We start from the raw sequence: 19,467 nt of genomic DNA, 5'->3' as shown, positions 1-19,467 counted from the left end.
CGATATATCCATAAAAATTTCTCCTAATTATTTTACTCTTTCTTATTATAAAACTAAAAAAGTGAAAGTAAAATATATATAATGTTTAATGAGAAGTAAGGTGATAAAGATGACAAATGAAAAAAATCAAATGTACTTTGCTGCTAATCCAAATAGCAAGCATGATGAACACTTAGTCCACTACCGCATTGATGATATTGACTTAAAGTTTTATACCGATGCAGGTGTATTTTCAAAAATGAGAGTTGATTATGGGTCAGGTGTCTTAATTAAAGCTATGAAAGGCCAATCTTTCCCTAATGAAGGGATTTTAGATGTGGGATGTGGCTATGGACCTATTGGCTTATTTGCTGCTAGATTTTGGCCGCAGCAAGAAGTGCAAATGGTTGATGTTAATGAACGTGCACTAGATTTAGCTAAAAGAAATGCACAATTAAATAATATTGATAATGTCGATATTTACGAATCTGATATTTATACACAAGTGGATAAAAGAAATTTTGGCTTAATTCTTACCAATCCACCAATTAGGGCAGGCAAAAAAGTAGTGGATGAAATTATTTCTCGAGCTAAAGACTTTTTGGTTAAGGATGGGTTGGTTCTTGCTGTCATTCAAAAAAAGCAAGGTGCTCCTAGTGCTAAAAAGTTAATGACAGAGGTCTATGGGAATTGCGAAATTCTAACTAGAGATAAAGGCTACTATATCTTAGCTAGCAGAAATAATTAATATATTAGTATTGTATTCATATATATCAATGCTATATTTTAAAGCGTCAATATAGAAAATATTGATAACTGATGTTATAATGTAAGCGTATTCAGAAGAATGAAAGAAGAATTACTATGAAAGTTATTAATATTATTTTGACGCTAATTGTTCTAATTGCTACTATCAGCTTAGTTTTAGTAGCGATTAATGGAAATGCCGTTTTTGGCGCTACTGGTTTAGCATTAATCTATTTTGCTGGTTCTGCATGGTATTTTATTCAATCCTATACTTTGAAGAAGAGATCTTAAATTTGAATATTAGCGAAAGTCAGACTAGAGCTGGCTTTTTATTTTAGCTAGCCAAGACGCTAGCTTTTTCTTTTTGTTAAAATAGCATGTAGTAGATAAAGAGGAAAAAACATGTTAACTAAAGAGCAAAAGGAAAAATATATGAATGCTGCTTTTGAGCAAGCTAAAATTGCCCAGAAACAAGGCGAGGTTCCAATTGGTGCTATTGTTGTGGATAATGAAGGAAATATTATTGGACGCGGTTATAATCGGCGAGAATTAGATGAAGATTCTACCCAGCATGCAGAAATGATTGCGATCAGGCAAGCTTGCCAAAACTTAAATTCATGGCGTCTAGTTGATTGCAGCTTGTTTGTTACCTTAGAACCATGCCCAATGTGTGCTGGTGCAATCATTAATTCGCGTATCAAAGAGGTTTATTACGGAGCTTTCGATCAAAAAGCAGGAGCAGCAGGTACTGTCGTAAATTTATTCACTGTGGATAAGTTTAACCATCATCCACAGGTTTTTGGGGGATTATATAAGGATCAATCTGTGGAAATGTTGAGATCTTTTTTTAGAGAAATTCGGCAAAAGCAAAAGCTTGAAAAGCAGGCAAAGAAAGAACTGAATCAAGAATAGATGCATGCATTATAATGCATGATGTATGTTGTATGCAGCAGATAAATATGGTAAACTTTTCTGTGGGCAATGTCCTTCTTCTGAATCGTGTCAGGACCGGAAGGTAGCAGCACTAAGGTTGCTTGGGCATGTGCCTTTTTTTGAGACTTTAAACATCGCTCTTAGCTCTTTTAAAGAGTTAGGAGTTTTTTTACTAAGGGGATAAAAATGGCTTATCAAGCACTTTATCGTAAGTGGCGACCACGCACATTTGATGCAGTTGTGGGACAAGAAGCAATTACAGATACACTAAAGAATGCGATCAAGCGTCAAAAGATTTCACATGCCTTTTTATTCGCAGGTCCTAGAGGAACTGGTAAGACATCGTGTGCTAAGATTTTTGCAAAAGCGTTGAATTGTACAAATTTGCAAGATGGTGAGCCTTGTAATGAGTGTGAAAATTGTAAAGCAGCCGATCAAGGTTCGATGAACGATATCATTGAAATAGATGCTGCATCAAATAACGGCGTTGATGAAATTCGTGAGATTCGTGATAAGGTAAAATATGCGCCAACTCAAGGAAAGTATAAAGTCTATATCATTGACGAAGTTCATATGCTCTCAATGGGGGCATTTAATGCATTGTTAAAGACTTTGGAAGAGCCACCGGAACATGTAGTATTTATTTTAGCTACGACTGAGCTACAAAAGGTTCCGGCAACTATTATTTCTAGAACTCAACGTTATAACTTCAAACGTATTGATCAACAAGATCTGGTTAAGCGAATGAGTTATATCTTGGAGCAAGAAAAAGTAGATTTTGAACCTAAAGCTTTAAATATTATCGCTCAAGTAGCTGATGGTGGGATGAGGGATGCTTTAAGTATCTTGGATCAGATTTTGTCTTATGATCAAGACTCAATCAGATATGAAGATGCTTTGAAGATCACTGGTTTTGCTGATCAAGAAAAAATCGAAAATTTACTCTTGGCTTTGACTGACCAAAAAACAGACCAAGCCTTGGAAATAGTTAAGCAGTTACTTGATAATGGTGCTTCAACTAAAAATATTTTGGATGAAATTATTGCCCTATCTGTTAAAGTAATGCTTACTTTAAAGGGGAATGAGGATCAGACCTTTTTTATTGAAGATTATCAAGAAAAAATTAAAACTGTTGCAAGTGAGAGGTTCTTTAAAATCGTTGATTTAGCTAATCAAGCTTTAAATGACTTACGCTACACTAACCAGCAGCAGATCCCGCTTGATGTCTTTATCGTTAAAGCTAGCCAAGATATGGTAAGTTCAATCTCTGATAAGCAAGTTGTCCAGAGTCCAAGTGAAGTCGCTAGTTTAAAAAAGCAACTTTTAGAATTAAAGCAACAAGTTGATAGTTTATTAAAGACTAGTCAAAATTCAAAATTATCAACTAATAGTAACTTCTCTGGTAAAATTCAAGATAGCTTTAAACCATCTAATAAAAAAGTTACGGAACCTACTTCAGCACCAGTTCAAGAACAAAAGCCAGTTAAAAAGAAGCTCAATACTAATACTAAAGCTTCTCAAGAAAATAACCGTAAGCAAGTCTACCATGTCTTGGAAAATGCAACTAAACAAGATATTGCGACTATTAAAGATATTTGGCCAGATTTACTGTCTATGCTTGAAGTATCAAAAAAGGCAGTTTTAGGAGTTTTAGAGCCTGTAGCTGCGAGCGACAAGCAAGTTGTTTTAAAATGTAAATATGAGCTTTGGTTCGAACGAGCAAATAAAGATAATAGCCTAATCAATGAATTGGAATCTAATATTGCAACGCTGACAAAGCATAATTATGATATTGTTTTAGTAGCTGATTCTTCTTGGATGCAAGTTAGAAAAGAGTTCGTTGCAAGTCATAAAGAAGAATTGCTTGCAAAAAAGCTAAAAAAGATTGAGCAAAAAGAGCAAGAAGCCCAAAAAGACGAAGCAAGTCAAGTAACTGCTGAAGAAAAAAAGCAGGTAGTCGATAAAGCAAAAGAACTTTTTGGTGACTTAGTTACAATAAAAGATGAATAATATATAAGGAGATAAAAATGAGTAAGAGACCTAATTTTGGCCCAATGGGTATGGGCAATATGCAAAATTTGATTAAACAAGCTAAGAAAATGCAAAAACAAATGGAGCAAGAACAAGCCAACTTGTCTACTCAAGAATTTGTTGGAAAATCTGCAGATGATTTAGTTGTTGCTACTTTTAGTGGAGATCGTAAGTTGAAAGATTTAAAGATCAATAAAGAAGCTATTGATCCTGATGATCCTGATATGCTGCAAGATTTAGTAATTGACGCAGTAAATAAAGGAATTAATGAAGTAGAACAAGCTACGCAAGCTTCGATGGGTAAGTACACTAAAGGTTTGATGTAAAATGCAATATCCATTACCGATTGCACGTTTAATTGAAAGTTATATGAAACTACCAGGTATTGGTGAAAAAACGGCCACTCGTTTGGCTTTTTATACGCTAGATATGCCACAAGAAGATGTGAGTGATTTTTCAAAATCATTACTACAAGTTAAAAGCGATCTACATTCGTGTTCAATTTGTGGAAACATAACTGAGAGCGATCCGTGTGAAATATGTCGTAATCCTGATCGCGATCAATCAACAATTATGGTTGTTGAACAACCAAAAGATGTAATGGCTTTTGAAGAAATGGGCGATTATAATGGGCTTTATCATGTCTTACATGGGGTGTTATCACCAATGGATGGGATAGGACCAGAAGAAATTAACATCAAGAGTTTAATTACACGTTTACAAAAAAATGATGATGTTAAGGAAATTATTTTGGCTCTTAACTCCACTCCTGAAGGCGAATCGACTGCGATGTATATTAGTAAACTTATTAAGCCAGCAGGAATTAAGGTGTCGCGTTTAGCTGCCGGGTTAGCTGTCGGAAGTGATATTGAATATGCAAATGCAATCACACTCAAAAGAGCTGTACAAGGGAGAACGACACTATGATTGGACATAGAAATAAAATAAAAAAGCTGGGAGATGAGATGCTAATTGAAGAGATCTCTCGGCTTCAAAAGCAACTAGCAAATCAAAAAATGTTTGATCAAACAACAGTCGATTATTCAGCGGATAATCGAATTGCCAATAAAATTTTACATGCCAAATATAATTTTCTTTATGAGGAAGCTCGCAGAAGAAATACCAAATCTAGTAGTTCTGATAGTGTAATCACACAATAAAATGTGCCCATCTTTGGTGGGCCATTTTTTTGTAAACTTTATCTAAAAGAAAATTACAAGACTGTTTTTAATTATTTGTTTACAGTACAATTCCATTTGGAGGGAAAAAATGAGCGGATATTTTATTACATTTGAAGGTCCAGATGGAGCCGGTAAGACAACTATTATTAATGAGATTATGAAGACTTTTCCAAGTCAGGTTAAGTATCCCGTGATTGTCACACGTGAGCCTGGTGGTTCAAAAATTTCTGAGGCGATTAGAGATATCATTCTTGATCCTAATAATAAAGAAATGGATGATCGCACAGAAGCTTTGCTTTATGCCGCTCAGCGCGGTCAACACGTCAATGAAGTAATTAAGCCTGCCTTAAAGGCCAATAAGATCATTTTTTCAGATCGTTATATTGATAGCTCGCTTGCCTATCAAGGAGTGGGAAGAGATTTAGGGATTAAAGAGGTTAAGGCAATAAACGATTTTGCGACAAATAATTTAAATCCGGATTTAACTTTGTTTTTTGATATTGATCCTGCTGAAGGTTTGGCAAGAATAAAGAAATTACGTCCTGATGCAGAAGATCGTTTAGAACAAGAACGTTTAGCTTTTCATGAGAAAGTTTATCAAGGATACCAAGAACTTTTAAAACAGTATCCTGAAAGAATTAAAGTTGTAGATGCTAGCGCGTCAATTACTGATGTGGTTGCCCAAAGTGTTAAAATAATAAGAAAACAATTGCCAGAGATTTTTAAGTAAGGATTTGATTATATGAAACTGATTCTTGCGATTGTACAAGATAAAGATGCAAATGCATTAGCTAGACAGTTTATTGAAAAAGGCATCCGCGCTACTAAATTAGCCACTAGCGGTGGCTTTTTAAGAGAGGGTAATACTACTTTTATCATTGGGATTGAAGATGAAAAAGTAAATGATGTCATTTCAATTATCAAAAAATCTTCTCACACTCGTGAACAATATGTTTCCCCGAATATGAACATGGATGCTGCAGGCACTTCAATGATAAGTCAACCGGTAAAAGTCACTGTTGGTGGAGCCACAGTTTTTGTATTGCCAATAGAGGCATTTGAACATTTCTAATGATTAATTTAAAAGACGTAGGTAAACAGCAAGCTGAATTTTTAAAGGATGCGTATACCCATAAAAAGATCGCTCATTCCTATCTATTTGTCGACCCAATGCAAAAAAAGGGTCTTGCGACTGCTTATTGGCTGGCGTGCTTATTTAACTGTAATGGTGAAAATAAGCCTGATGGCACATGTAATGAATGTCAGCGAATCTTAACTGGTAACCATCCTGATGTTTTTTTAGTAGATTCTAATGGAAAACAGAGCTTATCAATTGATCAAGTACGCCCTTTAAAACAAGAACTCTCAAAAAGTCCGGTTGAAGGTACTAGACGCTTTTTCTTTATCAAGAATGCAGAAAAACTAACCTTAGCTGCTAATAACGCTTTGTTAAACTTGCTTGAAGAACCAGTTGCACCTGTTGTAACTATCTTAATTACTACTAATGAAAATCAAATTTTGCCTACTGTACGCTCTCGCACGCAGATTATTAGTTTTGAAAATGAGAAGGTTGATTCTCAAACTGGTCAATTACTTGAGTACGGTTTGACAAGCGATGAGATTGAGGAATTAGGTAATCTCGATTCGTTAAAACAAGAAGTTAAGTATTTATATCAAGAATTGTTTGAACATAATGAATTAGCCTTTGTTAGGGCTTATCATTTGGCTCAAAATGCAACTAGTGGCAAGCAAAAGTTTGTCTTTTATTGGCTAAAAAATTTAAGTCTTGAAGCTCTTAGGCAAAATAAAAGCATACAAGAAAATACTCATTTGTTAGATATACTTATGCAAATCGATAAGATGTATTCAAGCAATGTTAGTTTTATAAACTGTTTAGATTATTTAATTTTGAATTTTTAGTAAAAGGTAGGTGCGCTATATTGGATCCATTTTCACAATTATCACAATTACAACAAAGTTTAAAAGCAATGACTAAGACTGTGTCTGGTTTAGAAAACGATATGCTTGATATCTTAAAAGAAAACACAGAATTAAAAGTAGAGAATCAACTACTAAGAGAAAAAATTGCCAAATTAGATAAAAAAGCTGAAAATCCTGTTGGTAAATCGCAGGCTGGCCTTAAGTCACTTAGAAATATTTATAATTCTGGATATCATATTTGTAACATGTATTATGGATCCCACCGTGATGCAGGAGAAGATTGCATGTTTTGCTTAGATATTTTAGATAATTTTGTAAATCACGGTCAAAAACCACAAAGGAAATAAAATGCAGATACAGCGTAGTTTTAAAGATGATAAAGTTGGTCATTTGTATTTGGTGCCAACTCCAATTGGAAATTTAGAAGATATTACTTTGCGTGCTAAACGCATTTTGACTGAAGCGGATTATATTGCAGCTGAAGATACTCGCACTAGTGGGATCTTGTTAGAAAAAATTGGTGTGCACAACCACATGTTATCTTTTCATAAATATAATTCTAAACAAAGAGCACCAGAGTTAATTAAGATTTTAAAGTCGGGCAAAGATATTGCTGAAATTTCTGATGCAGGGATGCCGGTTATTTCAGATCCAGGATATATTCTAGTGCAAGAATGTATCAAAAATGATATTCCAATTGTGCCACTACCTGGCCCTTCTGCTTTTGCGACTGCTTTAATTGCTTCAGGATTTGATGCACAACCGTTTACGTATTATGGTTTTTTGCCAAGAAAAAGCAGTGAACAGGCACCATTTTTTGAAAAGATGGCAGCTTCGGATGCTACTTCGATTTTCTATGAAGCACCGCATCGCTTAAAAAAGACCTTGAAGACATTAGCCAAGGCAGTTGAAGATTCTCGCCAGATTGTTTGTGCTAGAGAGTTAACAAAAATTCATGAGGAATTTGTTCGCGGTTCAATTAAAGAAGTTGTAGATTATTTTGAAGAAAACGATCCGCGGGGGGAATTTGTAGTTTTAGTTTCTCCAAATACCGAAGAAGAAAAAACTCTATCTTGGTCAGAATTAATTGATCAAGTGAATGAACTAGTAAAACAAGATATCAGTAAAAAAGATGCAATAAAAAAAGTTGCTAAAGAAAATAATATTTCTAAGAATGAACTGTATGATAAGTATCATCAAAATTGAGGTGAATCATGGCAATCTATAAACAAAAGCACCTAATTACATATAGTGATGCAGATGAAAATGGGAACCTAAAACTACCAGCATTAATTAATTTTATGATGGAAACTTCCAACCATCAATTAACTGACGGTGGGGCCGGGATTGGCGATTTCTTAAAAAAAGGATTAGGCTGGGTTGTAGTGGACTATCATTTTGATATCAAACGTTTGCCTAAAGCAGGTGAAGAGATCACTTTTACGACTAATGCCAGTGGTTATAATCGCTTTTTTGAATATCGTGATTTTGGGGCATTTGATGCAAACGATGATCAAATTATTGATGTTAAAAGTCAATGGGTTATCTTAGATTTGAAAAAGCGTAAGATTGTTGAAGCAAATCCTGAATTAATGCAAGCCTTTGATAATCAAGAGCTTAAGAAAATGCCACGATTTAAACGTTTAAGAAAGATAAATGATTATGAAGATCAAAAACAGTATACTGTTCGTTACTATGATTTAGATACAAATCATCATTTAACTAATAGTCGCTATTTTGACTGGATTATTGATAGTTTAGATCGCGAATTTCTGAATAGTCATAAGTTAACAGAAATTGATATTACTTTCAAAAAGGAAGTAAAGTATGGTCAAACTGCACAATCTAAGTTAAAATTAGATAATGATAATTTGATTTCATATCATCTGATATCACACAGCGAAGATACTTGTGCCTTGGCTGAATTGAAATGGAAAGATATATAAAATAGTGCATGACCTAGGTCATGCTTTTTTAGAAAGTGTGAGTCCAATGAGTGAGACTAAACTTCGTTTAAATCTGCAGGATCTAGTGATTTTAGCTTTATTAGTTGCTATTAATATCGTTCTTCAAAAGCTTCAAATTGGCCCAGCTTACTTAAAGGTAGGTTTGGGTTTTATTGGATTAACTTTATTAGGCTACTATTTTGGCCCGCTCTGGGGTGCAATTGGGGCTGGAGTTAGCGACTTACTTATGTCAGCAATCTTTGGGGTAGAAGGCGGCTTTTTCCCGGGATTTACTTTATCGGCTATGTTAGCAGCTTTAATTTATGGGGTGTTTTTTTATAAGCAGCCGATTAAAATATGGAGAATTATTGTGGCAACACTTCTTGTGACCGCAATTGTAAATGTTTTGCTCAATACCTACTGGCTTCATTTGTTATATGGTTTAAATTTAAAGGCAGCCTTTTTGGCTAGAGTAGTGAAAGAACTAATTGTTCCGTGGGTACAAATGATTGTTATCTACCTTGTTTTAAATGCGCTGCAACGTGTTAAAATAAAAAAGTAATTTTATTTGTAAAGGGAAAATCTTAATGAAGATCTTAAGTATGACAACTGCAACTAATCATTTAAGTGTTGCAATAAGTGATGATACTAAACTAATCGCTGAAAAAAATGAAGAAGATCAAAGAAATCATAGTGAACATTTGGATCCTATGATTAGTCAAATTTTAAAAGAAAATAATTTAACCTTAAAAGATATTGATCGTTTTGCGGTTGCTCAGGGACCGGGCTCATATACGGGACTTAGAATTGGCATCACTACTGCTAAAATGTTTAGTTCGATTTTAAATAAAGAATTAGTAGGAGTTTCTACACTAGCAGCTTTAGCTGAAGGTGTGCAAGAAGATGGTGTAATTGTCGCAGAGCTTGATGCAAGAAATAAAAATTTCTTTGCGGGCGTCTATATTAAAGAAAATGGCCAAGTTAAGAATTTAGTTGAAGATGGGCATTATCATATTGATGAATTGATGAAGCAAACAAAAAGTGTCGCTAATAATCAAAAGATAATCTTTGTCGGTAGTGCTATTGATAAATATACTGACGAAATCCATGAACTATTAGCTAGCGACAATTTTGCTCAAAGTAAACAAGCAAATCAAGTTTCTGCTAAAAATATTGGTCTTCTCGCCTTACATGAGAAACCCGTTGATCCAGATAAAATGATTCCAAAATATTTACGTAGAACACAAGCTGAATTAGATTGGCATAAAAAGACAGGTAAAGCTTATGGATCTGATAGCGACTATGTGGAAGAAGTTTAATTATTTTTTTCATCCGGAAAAGATTGACCTATCCTTTACGCCATTTGCTCTTCGAATAAATAGTCAGACTCTGCAGATTATGAAGGCAAGTGACGAAAACATTTCAGATTTATTGGTGCTGGAGCAAGAAGTTTATTCAGGAAGAACTCCTTGGAATAAGTTTTCTTTTAAAAATGAACTTCAAAAGCATAGTAATTCCATTTATTTAGTGGTTTATGAAGGTTCGACTTTGGTTGCCTTTATTGGGATGCGCTTGCAAGCTCAAGAAGGGCATATTACCAATATTGCAGTCAAGCCCGCTTATCAGCATCAAGGAATTGGAACATTTTTGTTAAAGTTGATGATCCAACTAGCACAAAAAAATAATGCTGTGCAAATGACATTAGAAGTTCGAACCGATAATGAACAAGCCAAGGGCGTTTATACAAAATTGGGATTCAAGCCTAATTTTGTTAGAAAAAATTACTATATAACTGAACATGCTGATGCATTAAGCATGATTTTAAAAATGTCCGATATTAAAAAGAAGGAATTTATAAAGTGACGAAAAAAGATGTACGAATTTTAGCATTTGAAAGTTCATGTGATGAAACCTCAACTGCTGTAATTAAGAACGGACGAGAAATTGAAAGCCTAATTGTGGCTACTCAAATTAAAAGTCATCAACGCTTTGGTGGAGTGGTACCAGAAGTTGCTAGTCGCCACCACATTGAAGTAATTACTCAGATTACTAAAGAAGCTTTAGAGCAAGCTAATGTTACTTGGAATGATATTGATGCAATTGCGGTAACATATGGTCCAGGATTAGTTGGTGCATTACTTATTGGAGTAAGTGCAGCTAAAGCTGCATCTATGGCTACTGGAATTCCCTTAATTGGTGTTGATCATATTATGGGACACATTATGGCAGCGCAACTTAAAGATGAAATTAAGTACCCAGCCTTGGCTCTTCAAGTTTCAGGAGGGCATACTGAAATTGTTTTAATGCACGATCCAATTCATTTTGAAATTATCGGTGATACGCGTGACGACGCAGCTGGAGAAGCTTATGATAAGATAGGTCGTGTGTTAGGAGTAAATTATCCAGCAGGAAAAACTATTGATGAATGGGCACATAAGGGAAAAGATACTTTTCATTTTCCACGAGCAATGATGGAAGATGATGATTACGACTTTTCATTTTCTGGCCTTAAGAGTGCATTTATTAATACTTGTCATCATGCTGATCAAATCCATGAAAAGCTCAATAAGTATGATTTAGCAGCAAGCTTTCAAGCTTCAGTTGTTGATGTTTTAAGTCATAAGACAATTAGAGCTATTAAAGAATATCAACCTAAAACTTTTATCTTGGGTGGAGGAGTAGCTGCTAATCACGGACTACGTGAGCGTTTAGATCAAGAAATTGAAAAATTACCAGCAAGTATTAAACCAAAAGTAATTTTGCCTGATCTTAAATTATGTGGCGATAACGCTGCTATGATTGGGGCAGCTGCCTATAATTTATATAATGCAGGTAAATTTAGCGATGAGCATTTGAATGCTGATCCATCATTAGAATTACCATATGCAGATAATATGTTGAATTAAGAATTAAGCGTTAGATCGAATGGTCTAACGCTTTTTTTGTGCTATAAGGGCTATTATTTATTGTTTAACTGGCTACTTGGTATAATAAAGGTACATGTTATAGGAATGATGAGGAGGTAAGAACAATGAAAAAATGTCCAAATTGTGGGCAAAAGATGCCTGAAAATGCAAAGTTTTGTTCAAATTGTGGAGAAGACCTTAGTAAAGTTGAAACAAGTCCGCTAGCTGCACAGCAAATTGGTTATTGGAAATGGATCTATAGATCATGGCGTTATCCAATGTATAGTACTGATGATGCTGCTCCTTGGTATGGGATTATCACCTTACTTTGGGAAGATGCCTTGCTATTTATTGGTATGGCAATTGCTGGCTCTTCTTTAGCGAATGCCTTATTTGGAATTCATATTTTTGGTTTATTTGGTGCTCAAATAACTAACTTAGTGTTTGGCTTGATTGTACTATTACTATTATTCCAAGTAGTATCAATTTTGTGTTCGATGGTCGGACATTTATTTATTTTTGGTACTGTAAGAAACTTTTGGTACTACGTAAACCGTGTCACACAAGCAAGTAATTGCAACACTATTGTTTCAGTGATCGCCTTTATTTGTTTATTATTTACTGTAAATTCAGGAATTATTAGCTGTGGCTATAACTTATTTATGCTATATTGTGCACTGTTTAGCATAGGCTCATTTGTTGTAGCATTACGTGGAAATCCTGATAATGAGCCTGTAATACATGATCCGTTCTATGGGGCAGTAATTTACAGTGCATCTTTGGCAATTGCTTATGCATTAGTATTTGCACTATTTAGAGTAATCGTTAACTTTTAAATTGACTTAAGACATAACAAAAATCTCACTGCTTAAAAAACAGTGAGATTTTTTGTTCTTTATTTATCGCCATCCATGATGGAAGATTTAACAATCACATAGTCAACTAATCTAATAGAGTTTAAATCTTTACCACCAGCATAAGAAATCGAAGATTGTAAATCCTCTTGCATTTCTTGCAAAGTATCTTTAATTGAATCACGATATGGCACGAGCATTTGCTTACCTTCAACATTGCGATAAGCTCCTTTTTGAACTTCAGAAGCTGAACCCCAGTATTGTTTGTAAGTCTTACCGTCAATTTTAATGATGTTACCAGGAGACTCTTCATGTCCTGCAAAAAGGGATCCGATCATCACCATACTTGCACCAAATCTTATTGACTTAGCAATATCACCATTGTGGCGGATTCCACCATCTGCAATTAATGGCTTGCTTGCCGCTTTTGAACACATTCTAAGTGCTGCTAATTGCCAACCACCAGTTCCAAAACCAGTCTTGAGCTTTGTGATGCAGGCTCTTCCAGGACCGACTCCAACTTTAGTTGCATCAGCACCGGCATTTTCTAATTCACGAACTGCTTCAGGAGTCGCAATATTACCTGCTGTTAAAAATGAATCTGGCAACTTATCTTTGATGTATTTAATCATCTTGATTACAAAATCAGAATGTCCATGAGCTACATCAATCGTAATATATTCAGGTACCAAGTTTTGGCTTGCTAAAGAGTCAATAAAGTCATATTCACTATCTTTAATTCCAACTGAAATTGAAGCAAATAAGCCTTTTTCATGCATCATTTTAATAAAATCAGCTCTTTTTTCTGGATAAAAACGGTGCATTACATAGTAGTAATCATTTTGTGCCAGCCAGATAGCCAAGTTTTCATCAATGACACTTTCCATATTGGCAGGCACAACAGGAATCTTAAATGTTCGGTTTCCAAATTTTACACTAGTATCCGCTTCACTTCGGCTTTTAATGATACATTTATTTGGAACTAGTTGAATATCATCGTAATCAAATGCTTCCATACTGAAATAGTTACTCAAATTTAATACCTCGCTATTTGTAAATCACAAAGGCTAATATACGGGTAAAAATAGTAAAAGTCAAGAATAAAGTTGAACTTTGCATGGAATGAATATTAAAAATGTTCGGAAAATGATTGACTTACATAGTTTGGATTGTTAAACTAGATTTCGGTTTTGAGATTTTTTAATTTTTATGAGGTGAACTTAAATGACAGCAGTTGCAGTTGTAGGAAGCCAATGGGGCGATGAAGGTAAAGGAAAGATTACTGACTTTTTGAGTAAAGATGCCACAATGGCAGTTCGTTCTAATGGTGGGAACAACGCAGGGCATACTATTGAAATTGATGGAAAAGACTTCAAGATGCGCTTGATTCCTTCAGGAATTTTTGCAGCTTCAAAAGGTGCAGTTATTGGTAATGGTGTCGTTATCAATCCTGAAGTTATGTTTGAAGAACTAGATAACTTAGAAAAAAACGGGATTGATACTAGCAAGCTCAGAATTTCTAACCGTGCTCACATCATCATGCCTTACGATATTAAGCAAGATGAATATCAAGAAGAAGCCAAAGGGGCTAACAAGATCGGTACTACAAAAAATGGTATCGGTCCAACTTACATGGATAAGGCTTCTAGAATTGGTATTCGCGTGTGTGATTTGCTTGAAAAAGACACTTTTGAAGAAAAATTGCGTGCTAACTTAAAAGTTAAAAACGAATTATTTACTAAAGTTTATGGCAAACCTGCCTTAAAATTCGAAGACATCTTTGATAAGTATTATGAATTTGGTCAAAAGATGAAAAAGTATGTCACTGATACTTCAGTCCTAGTTAACGATGCACTTGATAATGATGAAAAAGTTCTGTTTGAAGGTGCACAAGGCGTAATGCTTGATATTGACGAGGGTACTTATCCATTTGTTACATCATCTAATACTATCTCTGGCGGAATTGCTTCTGGAATCGGGATGGGCGCTAACCGTCTCAACACTGTAATTGGAGTATGTAAGGCTTACACAACACGTGTTGGTGCAGGTCCATTTCCTACTGAATTATTAGATGAAGTCGGCGATAGAATTCGTGAAACTGCTCATGAATATGGTACTGTTACTGGACGTCCGAGAAGAGTTGGCTGGTTTGATTCTGTTGCTCTTCGTCACGCAAACCGCGTAGCTGGAATCAATGGCTTGAGTTTGAACTTGCTTGATATTTTCTCAGGCTTTGATTCAGTTAAAATTGCGACTGCTTATGAATTAGATGGTCAAAAGATTGACTATTATCCAGCAAGTTTAAAGGAATTATATAGATGTAAGCCTGTTTATGAAGAGTTACCTGCTTGGGAGGAAGATATTACCCAGGTTAAGAAATACGAAGACTTACCAGAAAATGCTAAGAAATTCTTAGCTAGAATCGAAGAAGTTACAGGTCTTCCTCTAGTAACCGTTTCAGTAGGTCCTGATAGAGAGCAAACTATCGTTTTAAGAAATCCATGGGAAATGTAATTTATGCTTGAACGTTATACTCGTCCTGAAATGGGCAAAGTTTGGACAGATGAAAATAAATATGCAGCTTGGCTAAAAGTTGAAATTGCAGCCACTAATGCTTGGGCGCAATTAGGTGAGGTGCCAAAGCAAGATGCAGAAAAAATTGCTAAAAATGCGAGTTTTACTGCTGAGCGTGTAGCTGAACTTGAAGCAGTGACTCACCACGATGTAGTAGCTTTTACTAGAACTGTTTCTGAAAGCTTAGGCGATGAAAAAAAGTGGGTTCACTTTGGCCTGACTTCAACTGATGTGGTAGATACTGCCCAAGGAGTGCTGCTTAAGCAAGCTGATGAAATTATTCGTCAAGATTTACACGAATTAAAAAAGACGATTGCTGAAAAAGCTAGAAAATATAAATACACTGTAGAAATGGGACGCACTCATGGGGTGCAAGCTGAACCTACTACTTTTGGCTTGAAATTGGCTCGTTGGTATGCCGAAATTAATCGCGATATTGAACGTTTCGAACATGCAGCAAAAGGTGTGGAATCTGGTAAGATTTCTGGTGCTGTTGGTACTTTTGCAAATGTCCCACCAGAAGTTGAAACTAGTGTCATGAAGCAACTGGGCTTAACTCAGCAACCAATTACAAGTCAAGTCTTACCACGTGACTTACATGCTGAATATATTGCTATGCTTGCTTTAATCGCTACTAGTATTGAAAATTGGGCCACAGAAATTCGTGGCTTGCAGCGTAGTGAAATTCATGAAGTTGAAGAACACTTCAGAGCTGGACAAAAAGGCTCTTCAGCAATGCCTCATAAACGTAATCCAATTGGCTCAGAAAACTTATGTGGAATGGCTAGAGTCGTCCGTGGTCATATTGTGGCAGCTTATGAAGATGTGGCTCTTTGGCATGAACGTGATATTTCGCATTCTAGTGCCGAGCGTGTTATTTTGCCTGATTCAACAATTGCGGTTGACTATATGCTTCATCGCTTTAATAGAATTTTGACTAATTTGGATGTTTTCCCTGAAACAATGCTCAAGAATATGGATCGTACTTATGGTTTGATTTATTCACAAAGAGTGTTGTTAAAGCTAATTGATGAAGCGGGCTTATCGCGTGAAAAAGCCTATGATATGGTACAAAAGTTAACTGCTGAATCTTGGAACGAGCAAAAACAATTCCGTCCACTTGTGGAAAACAGTGAGATTATGAATTATCTTTCAAAAGAAGACATTGATGATGCCTTTGATTATCATTATCACTTGCGCCATGTGGATGAAATTTTCAAAAAATGTGGTTTAGATTAAATAAACTCCGTAAGCTAGTGGCTTGCGGAGCTTTTTTCTATTTAATGGATTTGAATAAAAAACTAACGAATTTGAAGTTAATAGCAAATATAGGCCTCAAAAAGATATAGTGATTATGAAATCAAAAATGGAGGTCAAAAAATGATTATAGATTTAGTAGTATTGGCTGCAATCATTGGGATTGGTTTACTAATAAGCAAAAATCATCCCTACAGAATATGGCTAGTTTTGGCAATAGCATTTATTGGATTAGCAATTATCAATTTTATCTCGGTTTATTTTTCAAAAGAGAATTGGGATTTGGCAATGTATGCAGTAAGTTTTTATAGTTTTGTTTTTGGTTTGATATTTTTGATTGTATTTGGAGTTAGGAAAAGAAGGGATAAATAATGAAAATACAAAAATATATTATAGTCGGGCTTGCTAGTCTATCTTTTGCAATAATTGATACGAAACCTGTTCAAGCGGCTACTGTTTCTTCCTCAAATCAATCAGTATCTAGCAATGCACTATCACAAACAGATATTCATGAGATTGATCAGTATGTTACCGTAGAAAACAATGAATTTGTCTTACGAGTTCCAGAAAATGCTAATATTCCTCTCAATAAAGTTCGTTTGGCTCAACAGCAAATAGCAAATGTAAATAGTGGGATTAAGAAGAATCGTCTCATAATCGATCCAGAAACCAAAGAGATTGTTCAATATAGCCCATATACTATGTTTGTTCAAGGCGCCTTTAGCATAAGACCTGGATTACAAGCTAAATGGTTCTGGTGGGGACAAAGATCGTACTATAGTTCAAATGCAGCAGTTGCTTATACTGTAAATAAATATCGGCATTTTCAAGATGTTCTTGGTCTTATCGGTCATGTAACTAAATATAAGATTGAAACAGCTGGCTCTCTTTATTACAAGGGATTAGCTTGGCAGTTAGAATCTTATAATAATTCCCACAAACATAGCAGGATTTATATGGATATTAATTGGGCTTTTGTACCTTCATTTGGTACATGGTAAGGAAAAGGGGGTGTCAAATTCATCCTCTTTTTTCTTATCTAATGGCATGATATTCTAAATATATCTTTTAGAAGGAATAGTGCACATGTTTCTAATTTTCACATATTTGCTGTATTTTTTCTCAGCTGCATATCAATTATTACTTTTTTATAGATTGAATGAGTATAAGCTGCAGTCAAAAGACATCCTAAAAATTATATTGATCTTAGGAGTCAGTTTAATTATTCCAGATTTTTTATTGAGCCAAGTGGTTTTCTTAGTATTAGTAGTCTGTCTATATGCGAGAAAACAAAATCTAATTAAAACAATTAGTACAATTTTGTTTGCTAGTTTGTTAACTTATGCAGCAGATCTATTTTTAAGATTGATTATTATGTTGGCTCCGGCAGTTGCAGTTTATTTAGTACCGATAACCTTAATTTATTTTGGCCTAGTTTATGTTTTAACTGAAAAACTAAAATTGTATCAGTTATTTGCGAGGAAAAATAATTATCTGCTTTTAGGGTTAATTGCTTATGCTTTCATAGCGCTTCATGTAATTGGATTAGTAATTATGCGAGCTGATCAAGATATGACAGGGATCTTGATTACGGGTTTACTTTTGTTCATTCAGTTTTTGTTCATGATCTATGCTTTTAATGTTCAAAATAAAATTTTTGAACGAAACTTAAAAAATGAACTGGAGCAAGAAAGAGAAAGAAATCTTGAAGTGTATCTGCAAAATCTAGAATATAGTGAAGAAAGACTGCGACGTTTTAAGCATGACTATCAAAATCTGCTGCTAAGTTTACGTAGCGCAGCAAAATCGGATAATACTAGCGATTTACTAAAAAAACTAGATAATTATTCAAAAACTGAGCTTGATTCAGGCAGCTTTGAAAAATTTAAAGACCTAACAAGAATCAAAAATTTACAAATCAAGAGCTTACTCATTAGCAAGATAAATGAAATTAAGAAAGATCAAATAAGTTTTAGATTTGAGTGCACTACGGTTATTGATAACTTGAGTGAATTAATTGATCCTTTTGATTTAAGTAGAATTCTTGGAATTGTCTTTGATAATGCAATCGAGGCAAGTAAAAATAATCCAGAAGGTGAAATAAAAGCATATATGTTTCAAGATAAGCATTCTTTTAGCTTTGAAATTGAAAATAAAATGCAAGACAAAGTTAAAATATCAGAAATTAAGAAGGCTGGCGTTTCAACAAAAGAGAATCATCAAGGTTTAGGGCTGTCTAATATAGAGCAAATCAAGCAGAAATATCCTAATTTGTTTATTAATTATCAAGTTAAACAAGATTGGTTTATTTTTAGCTTGAATATAGTAGGGGATGAATCAAGTGAAAACGTATAAGATTGGTATTTGTGAAGATGACAAATCTCAAAATGAGCACTTAACTCAAATGATCAAAAAATCTTGTATGTTCTTGTCTGACAGACACAGCAATTTTGAAATAAACAATAATTTTTACTCTTATGAGGAAGCTAGTAAAGTTATTAATGCTGGTGAATTAAGTGATATTTATTTCTTGGATATTCAATTAAGTGATGATTTAAAGGATGCAAATGGTATTGAGCTAGCTAATTTAATTAGAAAGCGGCAAAAAGATGCCCAGATTATCTTTGTGACCACACATGATGAATTAGCTCTGATGACATTCGAACGTCAAATTGAAGCACTTGATTATATTGTGAAAAATGACGAAGAAGATAAAATTCAATCCAAAATAACCCGTGATTTAGAAAAAGCATGGCATAAATTAGAAGAAGCTGATGAAAGTAAAGCAAACTTATTTACTTATCAAGTGGGCACTAATTTTTATCGGATAAACTGTAATGATATTTACTATATTTCTACCACGCCTTTTCCACATCGCTTAAAAGTTGTGGCTAAAAATGATATTGGGGAATTTACTGGTGATATTAAAAATATCCAAACTGAGATTCCATCTTTAATAAAAGTATCGCAATCTTACTTGGTGAATATGGATAATGTTGTAAGGGTTGATCTTAAAAAGCGAATCCTTATTTTTCCCACAGATGAAAAAATTCAATTTGCTTTTAGTGCCAAAAGAAAAATAAAACAATTTTTTAATGCAAAATAAAAGCTCCGCAAG

General features: G+C 34.6%; 25 protein-coding genes and 1 other RNA gene. 25 read left to right on the top strand and 1 reads right to left on the bottom strand.

Annotation, left to right across the window (positions count from 1 at the left end):
- Positions 1-109: 109 nt before the first annotated feature.
- The 19 genes from Q0Y70_RS03325 (at position 110) to Q0Y70_RS03235 (ending at position 12,500) form a co-directional block, all read left to right on the top strand.
- Positions 110-727 carry a class I SAM-dependent methyltransferase gene (locus tag Q0Y70_RS03325; protein ID WP_297816536.1) on the top strand — a complete coding sequence of 206 codons (618 nt, stop codon included), beginning with the start codon at positions 110-112 and terminating at the stop codon, positions 725-727.
- 116 nt (positions 728-843) lie between these two features.
- Positions 844-1,017 (top strand): hypothetical protein, encoded by a 174-nt coding sequence (locus Q0Y70_RS03320; RefSeq protein ID WP_297816533.1) that lies wholly within the window; start codon positions 844-846, stop codon positions 1,015-1,017.
- Positions 1,018-1,128: 111 nt separating this feature from the next.
- On the top strand, positions 1,129-1,638 hold the full coding sequence (gene tadA / locus Q0Y70_RS03315; RefSeq protein ID WP_297816530.1) for a tRNA adenosine(34) deaminase TadA: 510 nt from the start codon (positions 1,129-1,131) through the stop codon (positions 1,636-1,638).
- Between the two features lie 53 nt (positions 1,639-1,691).
- Positions 1,692-1,791, top strand: an RNA gene (ffs, locus tag Q0Y70_RS03310) — signal recognition particle sRNA small type.
- Between the two features lie 54 nt (positions 1,792-1,845).
- Complete coding sequence (gene dnaX / locus Q0Y70_RS03305; protein WP_297816527.1) at positions 1,846-3,669, top strand: DNA polymerase III subunit gamma/tau; 1,824 nt, start codon at positions 1,846-1,848, stop codon at positions 3,667-3,669.
- Between the two features lie 17 nt (positions 3,670-3,686).
- On the top strand, positions 3,687-4,016 hold the full coding sequence (locus Q0Y70_RS03300) for a YbaB/EbfC family nucleoid-associated protein (RefSeq protein WP_297816524.1): 330 nt from the start codon (positions 3,687-3,689) through the stop codon (positions 4,014-4,016).
- A 1-nt stretch (position 4,017) separates the two neighbouring features.
- Positions 4,018-4,617 carry a recombination mediator RecR gene (gene recR / locus Q0Y70_RS03295; RefSeq protein ID WP_297816521.1) on the top strand — a complete coding sequence of 200 codons (600 nt, stop codon included), beginning with the start codon at positions 4,018-4,020 and terminating at the stop codon, positions 4,615-4,617.
- Complete coding sequence (locus tag Q0Y70_RS03290) at positions 4,614-4,850, top strand: YaaL family protein (protein ID WP_297816518.1); 237 nt, start codon at positions 4,614-4,616, stop codon at positions 4,848-4,850. Before recR ends, Q0Y70_RS03290 begins: the two co-directional genes overlap by 4 nt.
- A gap of 109 nt (positions 4,851-4,959) precedes the next feature.
- Positions 4,960-5,601, top strand: a complete 642-nt coding sequence (tmk, locus tag Q0Y70_RS03285; RefSeq protein WP_297816515.1) for a dTMP kinase — start codon at positions 4,960-4,962, stop codon at positions 5,599-5,601.
- 12 nt (positions 5,602-5,613) lie between these two features.
- A complete protein-coding gene (locus Q0Y70_RS03280) occupies positions 5,614-5,943 on the top strand; it encodes a cyclic-di-AMP receptor (protein WP_297816512.1) in 330 nt (109 codons plus the stop codon).
- The gene (locus Q0Y70_RS03275; RefSeq protein WP_297816509.1) at positions 5,943-6,791 is read left to right on the top strand and encodes a DNA polymerase III subunit delta; all 849 of its coding nucleotides are present in this window, start codon (positions 5,943-5,945) and stop codon (positions 6,789-6,791) included. Before Q0Y70_RS03280 ends, Q0Y70_RS03275 begins: the two co-directional genes overlap by 1 nt.
- 20 nt (positions 6,792-6,811) lie before the next feature.
- Entirely contained in the window at positions 6,812-7,159 is a 348-nt protein-coding gene (gene yabA, locus Q0Y70_RS03270; RefSeq protein WP_297816505.1) for a DNA replication initiation control protein YabA, read from the top strand.
- Between the two features lies 1 nt (position 7,160).
- Positions 7,161-8,018 carry a 16S rRNA (cytidine(1402)-2'-O)-methyltransferase gene (gene rsmI, locus Q0Y70_RS03265; RefSeq protein ID WP_297816502.1) on the top strand — a complete coding sequence of 286 codons (858 nt, stop codon included), beginning with the start codon at positions 7,161-7,163 and terminating at the stop codon, positions 8,016-8,018.
- Between the two features lie 8 nt (positions 8,019-8,026).
- Positions 8,027-8,758 (top strand): acyl-[acyl-carrier-protein] thioesterase, encoded by a 732-nt coding sequence (locus Q0Y70_RS03260; protein WP_297816499.1) that lies wholly within the window; start codon positions 8,027-8,029, stop codon positions 8,756-8,758.
- A 46-nt stretch (positions 8,759-8,804) separates the two neighbouring features.
- Positions 8,805-9,320 carry a folate family ECF transporter S component gene (locus tag Q0Y70_RS03255; RefSeq protein ID WP_297816497.1) on the top strand — a complete coding sequence of 172 codons (516 nt, stop codon included), beginning with the start codon at positions 8,805-8,807 and terminating at the stop codon, positions 9,318-9,320.
- Between the two features lie 25 nt (positions 9,321-9,345).
- Complete coding sequence (gene tsaB / locus Q0Y70_RS03250; RefSeq protein WP_297816494.1) at positions 9,346-10,077, top strand: tRNA (adenosine(37)-N6)-threonylcarbamoyltransferase complex dimerization subunit type 1 TsaB; 732 nt, start codon at positions 9,346-9,348, stop codon at positions 10,075-10,077.
- Positions 10,061-10,621, top strand: coding sequence for a ribosomal protein S18-alanine N-acetyltransferase (gene rimI, locus Q0Y70_RS03245; RefSeq protein ID WP_297816539.1), 561 nt, complete (start codon positions 10,061-10,063; stop codon positions 10,619-10,621). Before tsaB ends, rimI begins: the two co-directional genes overlap by 17 nt.
- Positions 10,618-11,664, top strand: a complete 1,047-nt coding sequence (gene tsaD, locus Q0Y70_RS03240) for a tRNA (adenosine(37)-N6)-threonylcarbamoyltransferase complex transferase subunit TsaD (RefSeq protein ID WP_297816491.1) — start codon at positions 10,618-10,620, stop codon at positions 11,662-11,664. Before rimI ends, tsaD begins: the two co-directional genes overlap by 4 nt.
- 125 nt (positions 11,665-11,789) lie before the next feature.
- A complete protein-coding gene (locus tag Q0Y70_RS03235) occupies positions 11,790-12,500 on the top strand; it encodes a zinc ribbon domain-containing protein (protein WP_297816488.1) in 711 nt (236 codons plus the stop codon).
- Between the two features lie 59 nt (positions 12,501-12,559).
- Here the strand turns inward: Q0Y70_RS03235 and Q0Y70_RS03230 are convergent, their stop codons facing one another.
- Positions 12,560-13,552, bottom strand: a complete 993-nt coding sequence (locus Q0Y70_RS03230) for a GMP reductase (RefSeq protein WP_297816485.1) — start codon at positions 13,550-13,552, stop codon at positions 12,560-12,562.
- 190 nt (positions 13,553-13,742) lie between these two features.
- Here Q0Y70_RS03230 and Q0Y70_RS03225 point away from each other — a divergent pair, with 190 nt between their 5' ends.
- The 6 genes from Q0Y70_RS03225 to Q0Y70_RS03200 all read left to right on the top strand — a co-directional run bounded on the left by Q0Y70_RS03225 (position 13,743) and on the right by Q0Y70_RS03200 (position 19,455).
- Positions 13,743-15,032, top strand: a complete 1,290-nt coding sequence (locus tag Q0Y70_RS03225; RefSeq protein WP_297816482.1) for an adenylosuccinate synthase — start codon at positions 13,743-13,745, stop codon at positions 15,030-15,032.
- Positions 15,033-15,035: 3 nt separating this feature from the next.
- Complete coding sequence (purB, locus tag Q0Y70_RS03220; protein ID WP_297816479.1) at positions 15,036-16,331, top strand: adenylosuccinate lyase; 1,296 nt, start codon at positions 15,036-15,038, stop codon at positions 16,329-16,331.
- A gap of 141 nt (positions 16,332-16,472) precedes the next feature.
- Positions 16,473-16,721: a hypothetical protein gene (locus tag Q0Y70_RS03215; protein WP_297816476.1), complete on the top strand. Its 249-nt coding sequence runs from the start codon at positions 16,473-16,475 to the stop codon at positions 16,719-16,721.
- Positions 16,721-17,350 (top strand): hypothetical protein, encoded by a 630-nt coding sequence (locus tag Q0Y70_RS03210; RefSeq protein WP_297816473.1) that lies wholly within the window; start codon positions 16,721-16,723, stop codon positions 17,348-17,350. The genes Q0Y70_RS03215 and Q0Y70_RS03210 overlap by 1 nt, the downstream gene beginning before the upstream one ends.
- Before the next feature lie 85 nt (positions 17,351-17,435).
- A complete protein-coding gene (locus tag Q0Y70_RS03205; RefSeq protein WP_297816470.1) occupies positions 17,436-18,704 on the top strand; it encodes a sensor histidine kinase in 1,269 nt (422 codons plus the stop codon).
- On the top strand, positions 18,682-19,455 hold the full coding sequence (locus Q0Y70_RS03200) for a LytTR family DNA-binding domain-containing protein (protein ID WP_297816467.1): 774 nt from the start codon (positions 18,682-18,684) through the stop codon (positions 19,453-19,455). The genes Q0Y70_RS03205 and Q0Y70_RS03200 overlap by 23 nt, the downstream gene beginning before the upstream one ends.
- Positions 19,456-19,467 lie beyond the last annotated feature (12 nt).

The organism is uncultured Lactobacillus sp. (assembly GCF_947367085.1).
Taxonomy (GTDB): Bacteria; Bacillota; Bacilli; order Lactobacillales; family Lactobacillaceae; genus Lactobacillus.
The sequence above is the reverse complement of the archived record's forward strand: the minus strand, read 5'-3'. Positions and strand labels throughout refer to the sequence as shown.

Coding starts and splice junctions, on each gene's coding strand:
- Q0Y70_RS03215 (WP_297816476.1), top strand. CDS start 16,473: ATGATTATAGATTTAGTAGTATTGGCTGCAATCATTGGGATTGGTTTA.
- rsmI (WP_297816502.1), top strand. CDS start 7,161: ATGCAGATACAGCGTAGTTTTAAAGATGATAAAGTTGGTCATTTGTAT.
- Q0Y70_RS03260 (WP_297816499.1), top strand. CDS start 8,027: ATGGCAATCTATAAACAAAAGCACCTAATTACATATAGTGATGCAGAT.
- recR (WP_297816521.1), top strand. CDS start 4,018: ATGCAATATCCATTACCGATTGCACGTTTAATTGAAAGTTATATGAAA.
- Q0Y70_RS03200 (WP_297816467.1), top strand. CDS start 18,682: ATGAATCAAGTGAAAACGTATAAGATTGGTATTTGTGAAGATGACAAA.
- Q0Y70_RS03275 (WP_297816509.1), top strand. CDS start 5,943: ATGATTAATTTAAAAGACGTAGGTAAACAGCAAGCTGAATTTTTAAAG.
- Q0Y70_RS03235 (WP_297816488.1), top strand. CDS start 11,790: ATGAAAAAATGTCCAAATTGTGGGCAAAAGATGCCTGAAAATGCAAAG.
- tsaB (WP_297816494.1), top strand. CDS start 9,346: ATGAAGATCTTAAGTATGACAACTGCAACTAATCATTTAAGTGTTGCA.
- Q0Y70_RS03210 (WP_297816473.1), top strand. CDS start 16,721: ATGAAAATACAAAAATATATTATAGTCGGGCTTGCTAGTCTATCTTTT.
- Q0Y70_RS03290 (WP_297816518.1), top strand. CDS start 4,614: ATGATTGGACATAGAAATAAAATAAAAAAGCTGGGAGATGAGATGCTA.
- Q0Y70_RS03280 (WP_297816512.1), top strand. CDS start 5,614: ATGAAACTGATTCTTGCGATTGTACAAGATAAAGATGCAAATGCATTA.
- dnaX (WP_297816527.1), top strand. CDS start 1,846: ATGGCTTATCAAGCACTTTATCGTAAGTGGCGACCACGCACATTTGAT.
- Q0Y70_RS03320 (WP_297816533.1), top strand. CDS start 844: ATGAAAGTTATTAATATTATTTTGACGCTAATTGTTCTAATTGCTACT.
- Q0Y70_RS03225 (WP_297816482.1), top strand. CDS start 13,743: ATGACAGCAGTTGCAGTTGTAGGAAGCCAATGGGGCGATGAAGGTAAA.
- Q0Y70_RS03300 (WP_297816524.1), top strand. CDS start 3,687: ATGAGTAAGAGACCTAATTTTGGCCCAATGGGTATGGGCAATATGCAA.
- tadA (WP_297816530.1), top strand. CDS start 1,129: ATGTTAACTAAAGAGCAAAAGGAAAAATATATGAATGCTGCTTTTGAG.
- purB (WP_297816479.1), top strand. CDS start 15,036: ATGCTTGAACGTTATACTCGTCCTGAAATGGGCAAAGTTTGGACAGAT.
- rimI (WP_297816539.1), top strand. CDS start 10,061: ATGTGGAAGAAGTTTAATTATTTTTTTCATCCGGAAAAGATTGACCTA.
- tmk (WP_297816515.1), top strand. CDS start 4,960: ATGAGCGGATATTTTATTACATTTGAAGGTCCAGATGGAGCCGGTAAG.
- Q0Y70_RS03205 (WP_297816470.1), top strand. CDS start 17,436: ATGTTTCTAATTTTCACATATTTGCTGTATTTTTTCTCAGCTGCATAT.
- Q0Y70_RS03255 (WP_297816497.1), top strand. CDS start 8,805: ATGAGTGAGACTAAACTTCGTTTAAATCTGCAGGATCTAGTGATTTTA.
- Q0Y70_RS03325 (WP_297816536.1), top strand. CDS start 110: ATGACAAATGAAAAAAATCAAATGTACTTTGCTGCTAATCCAAATAGC.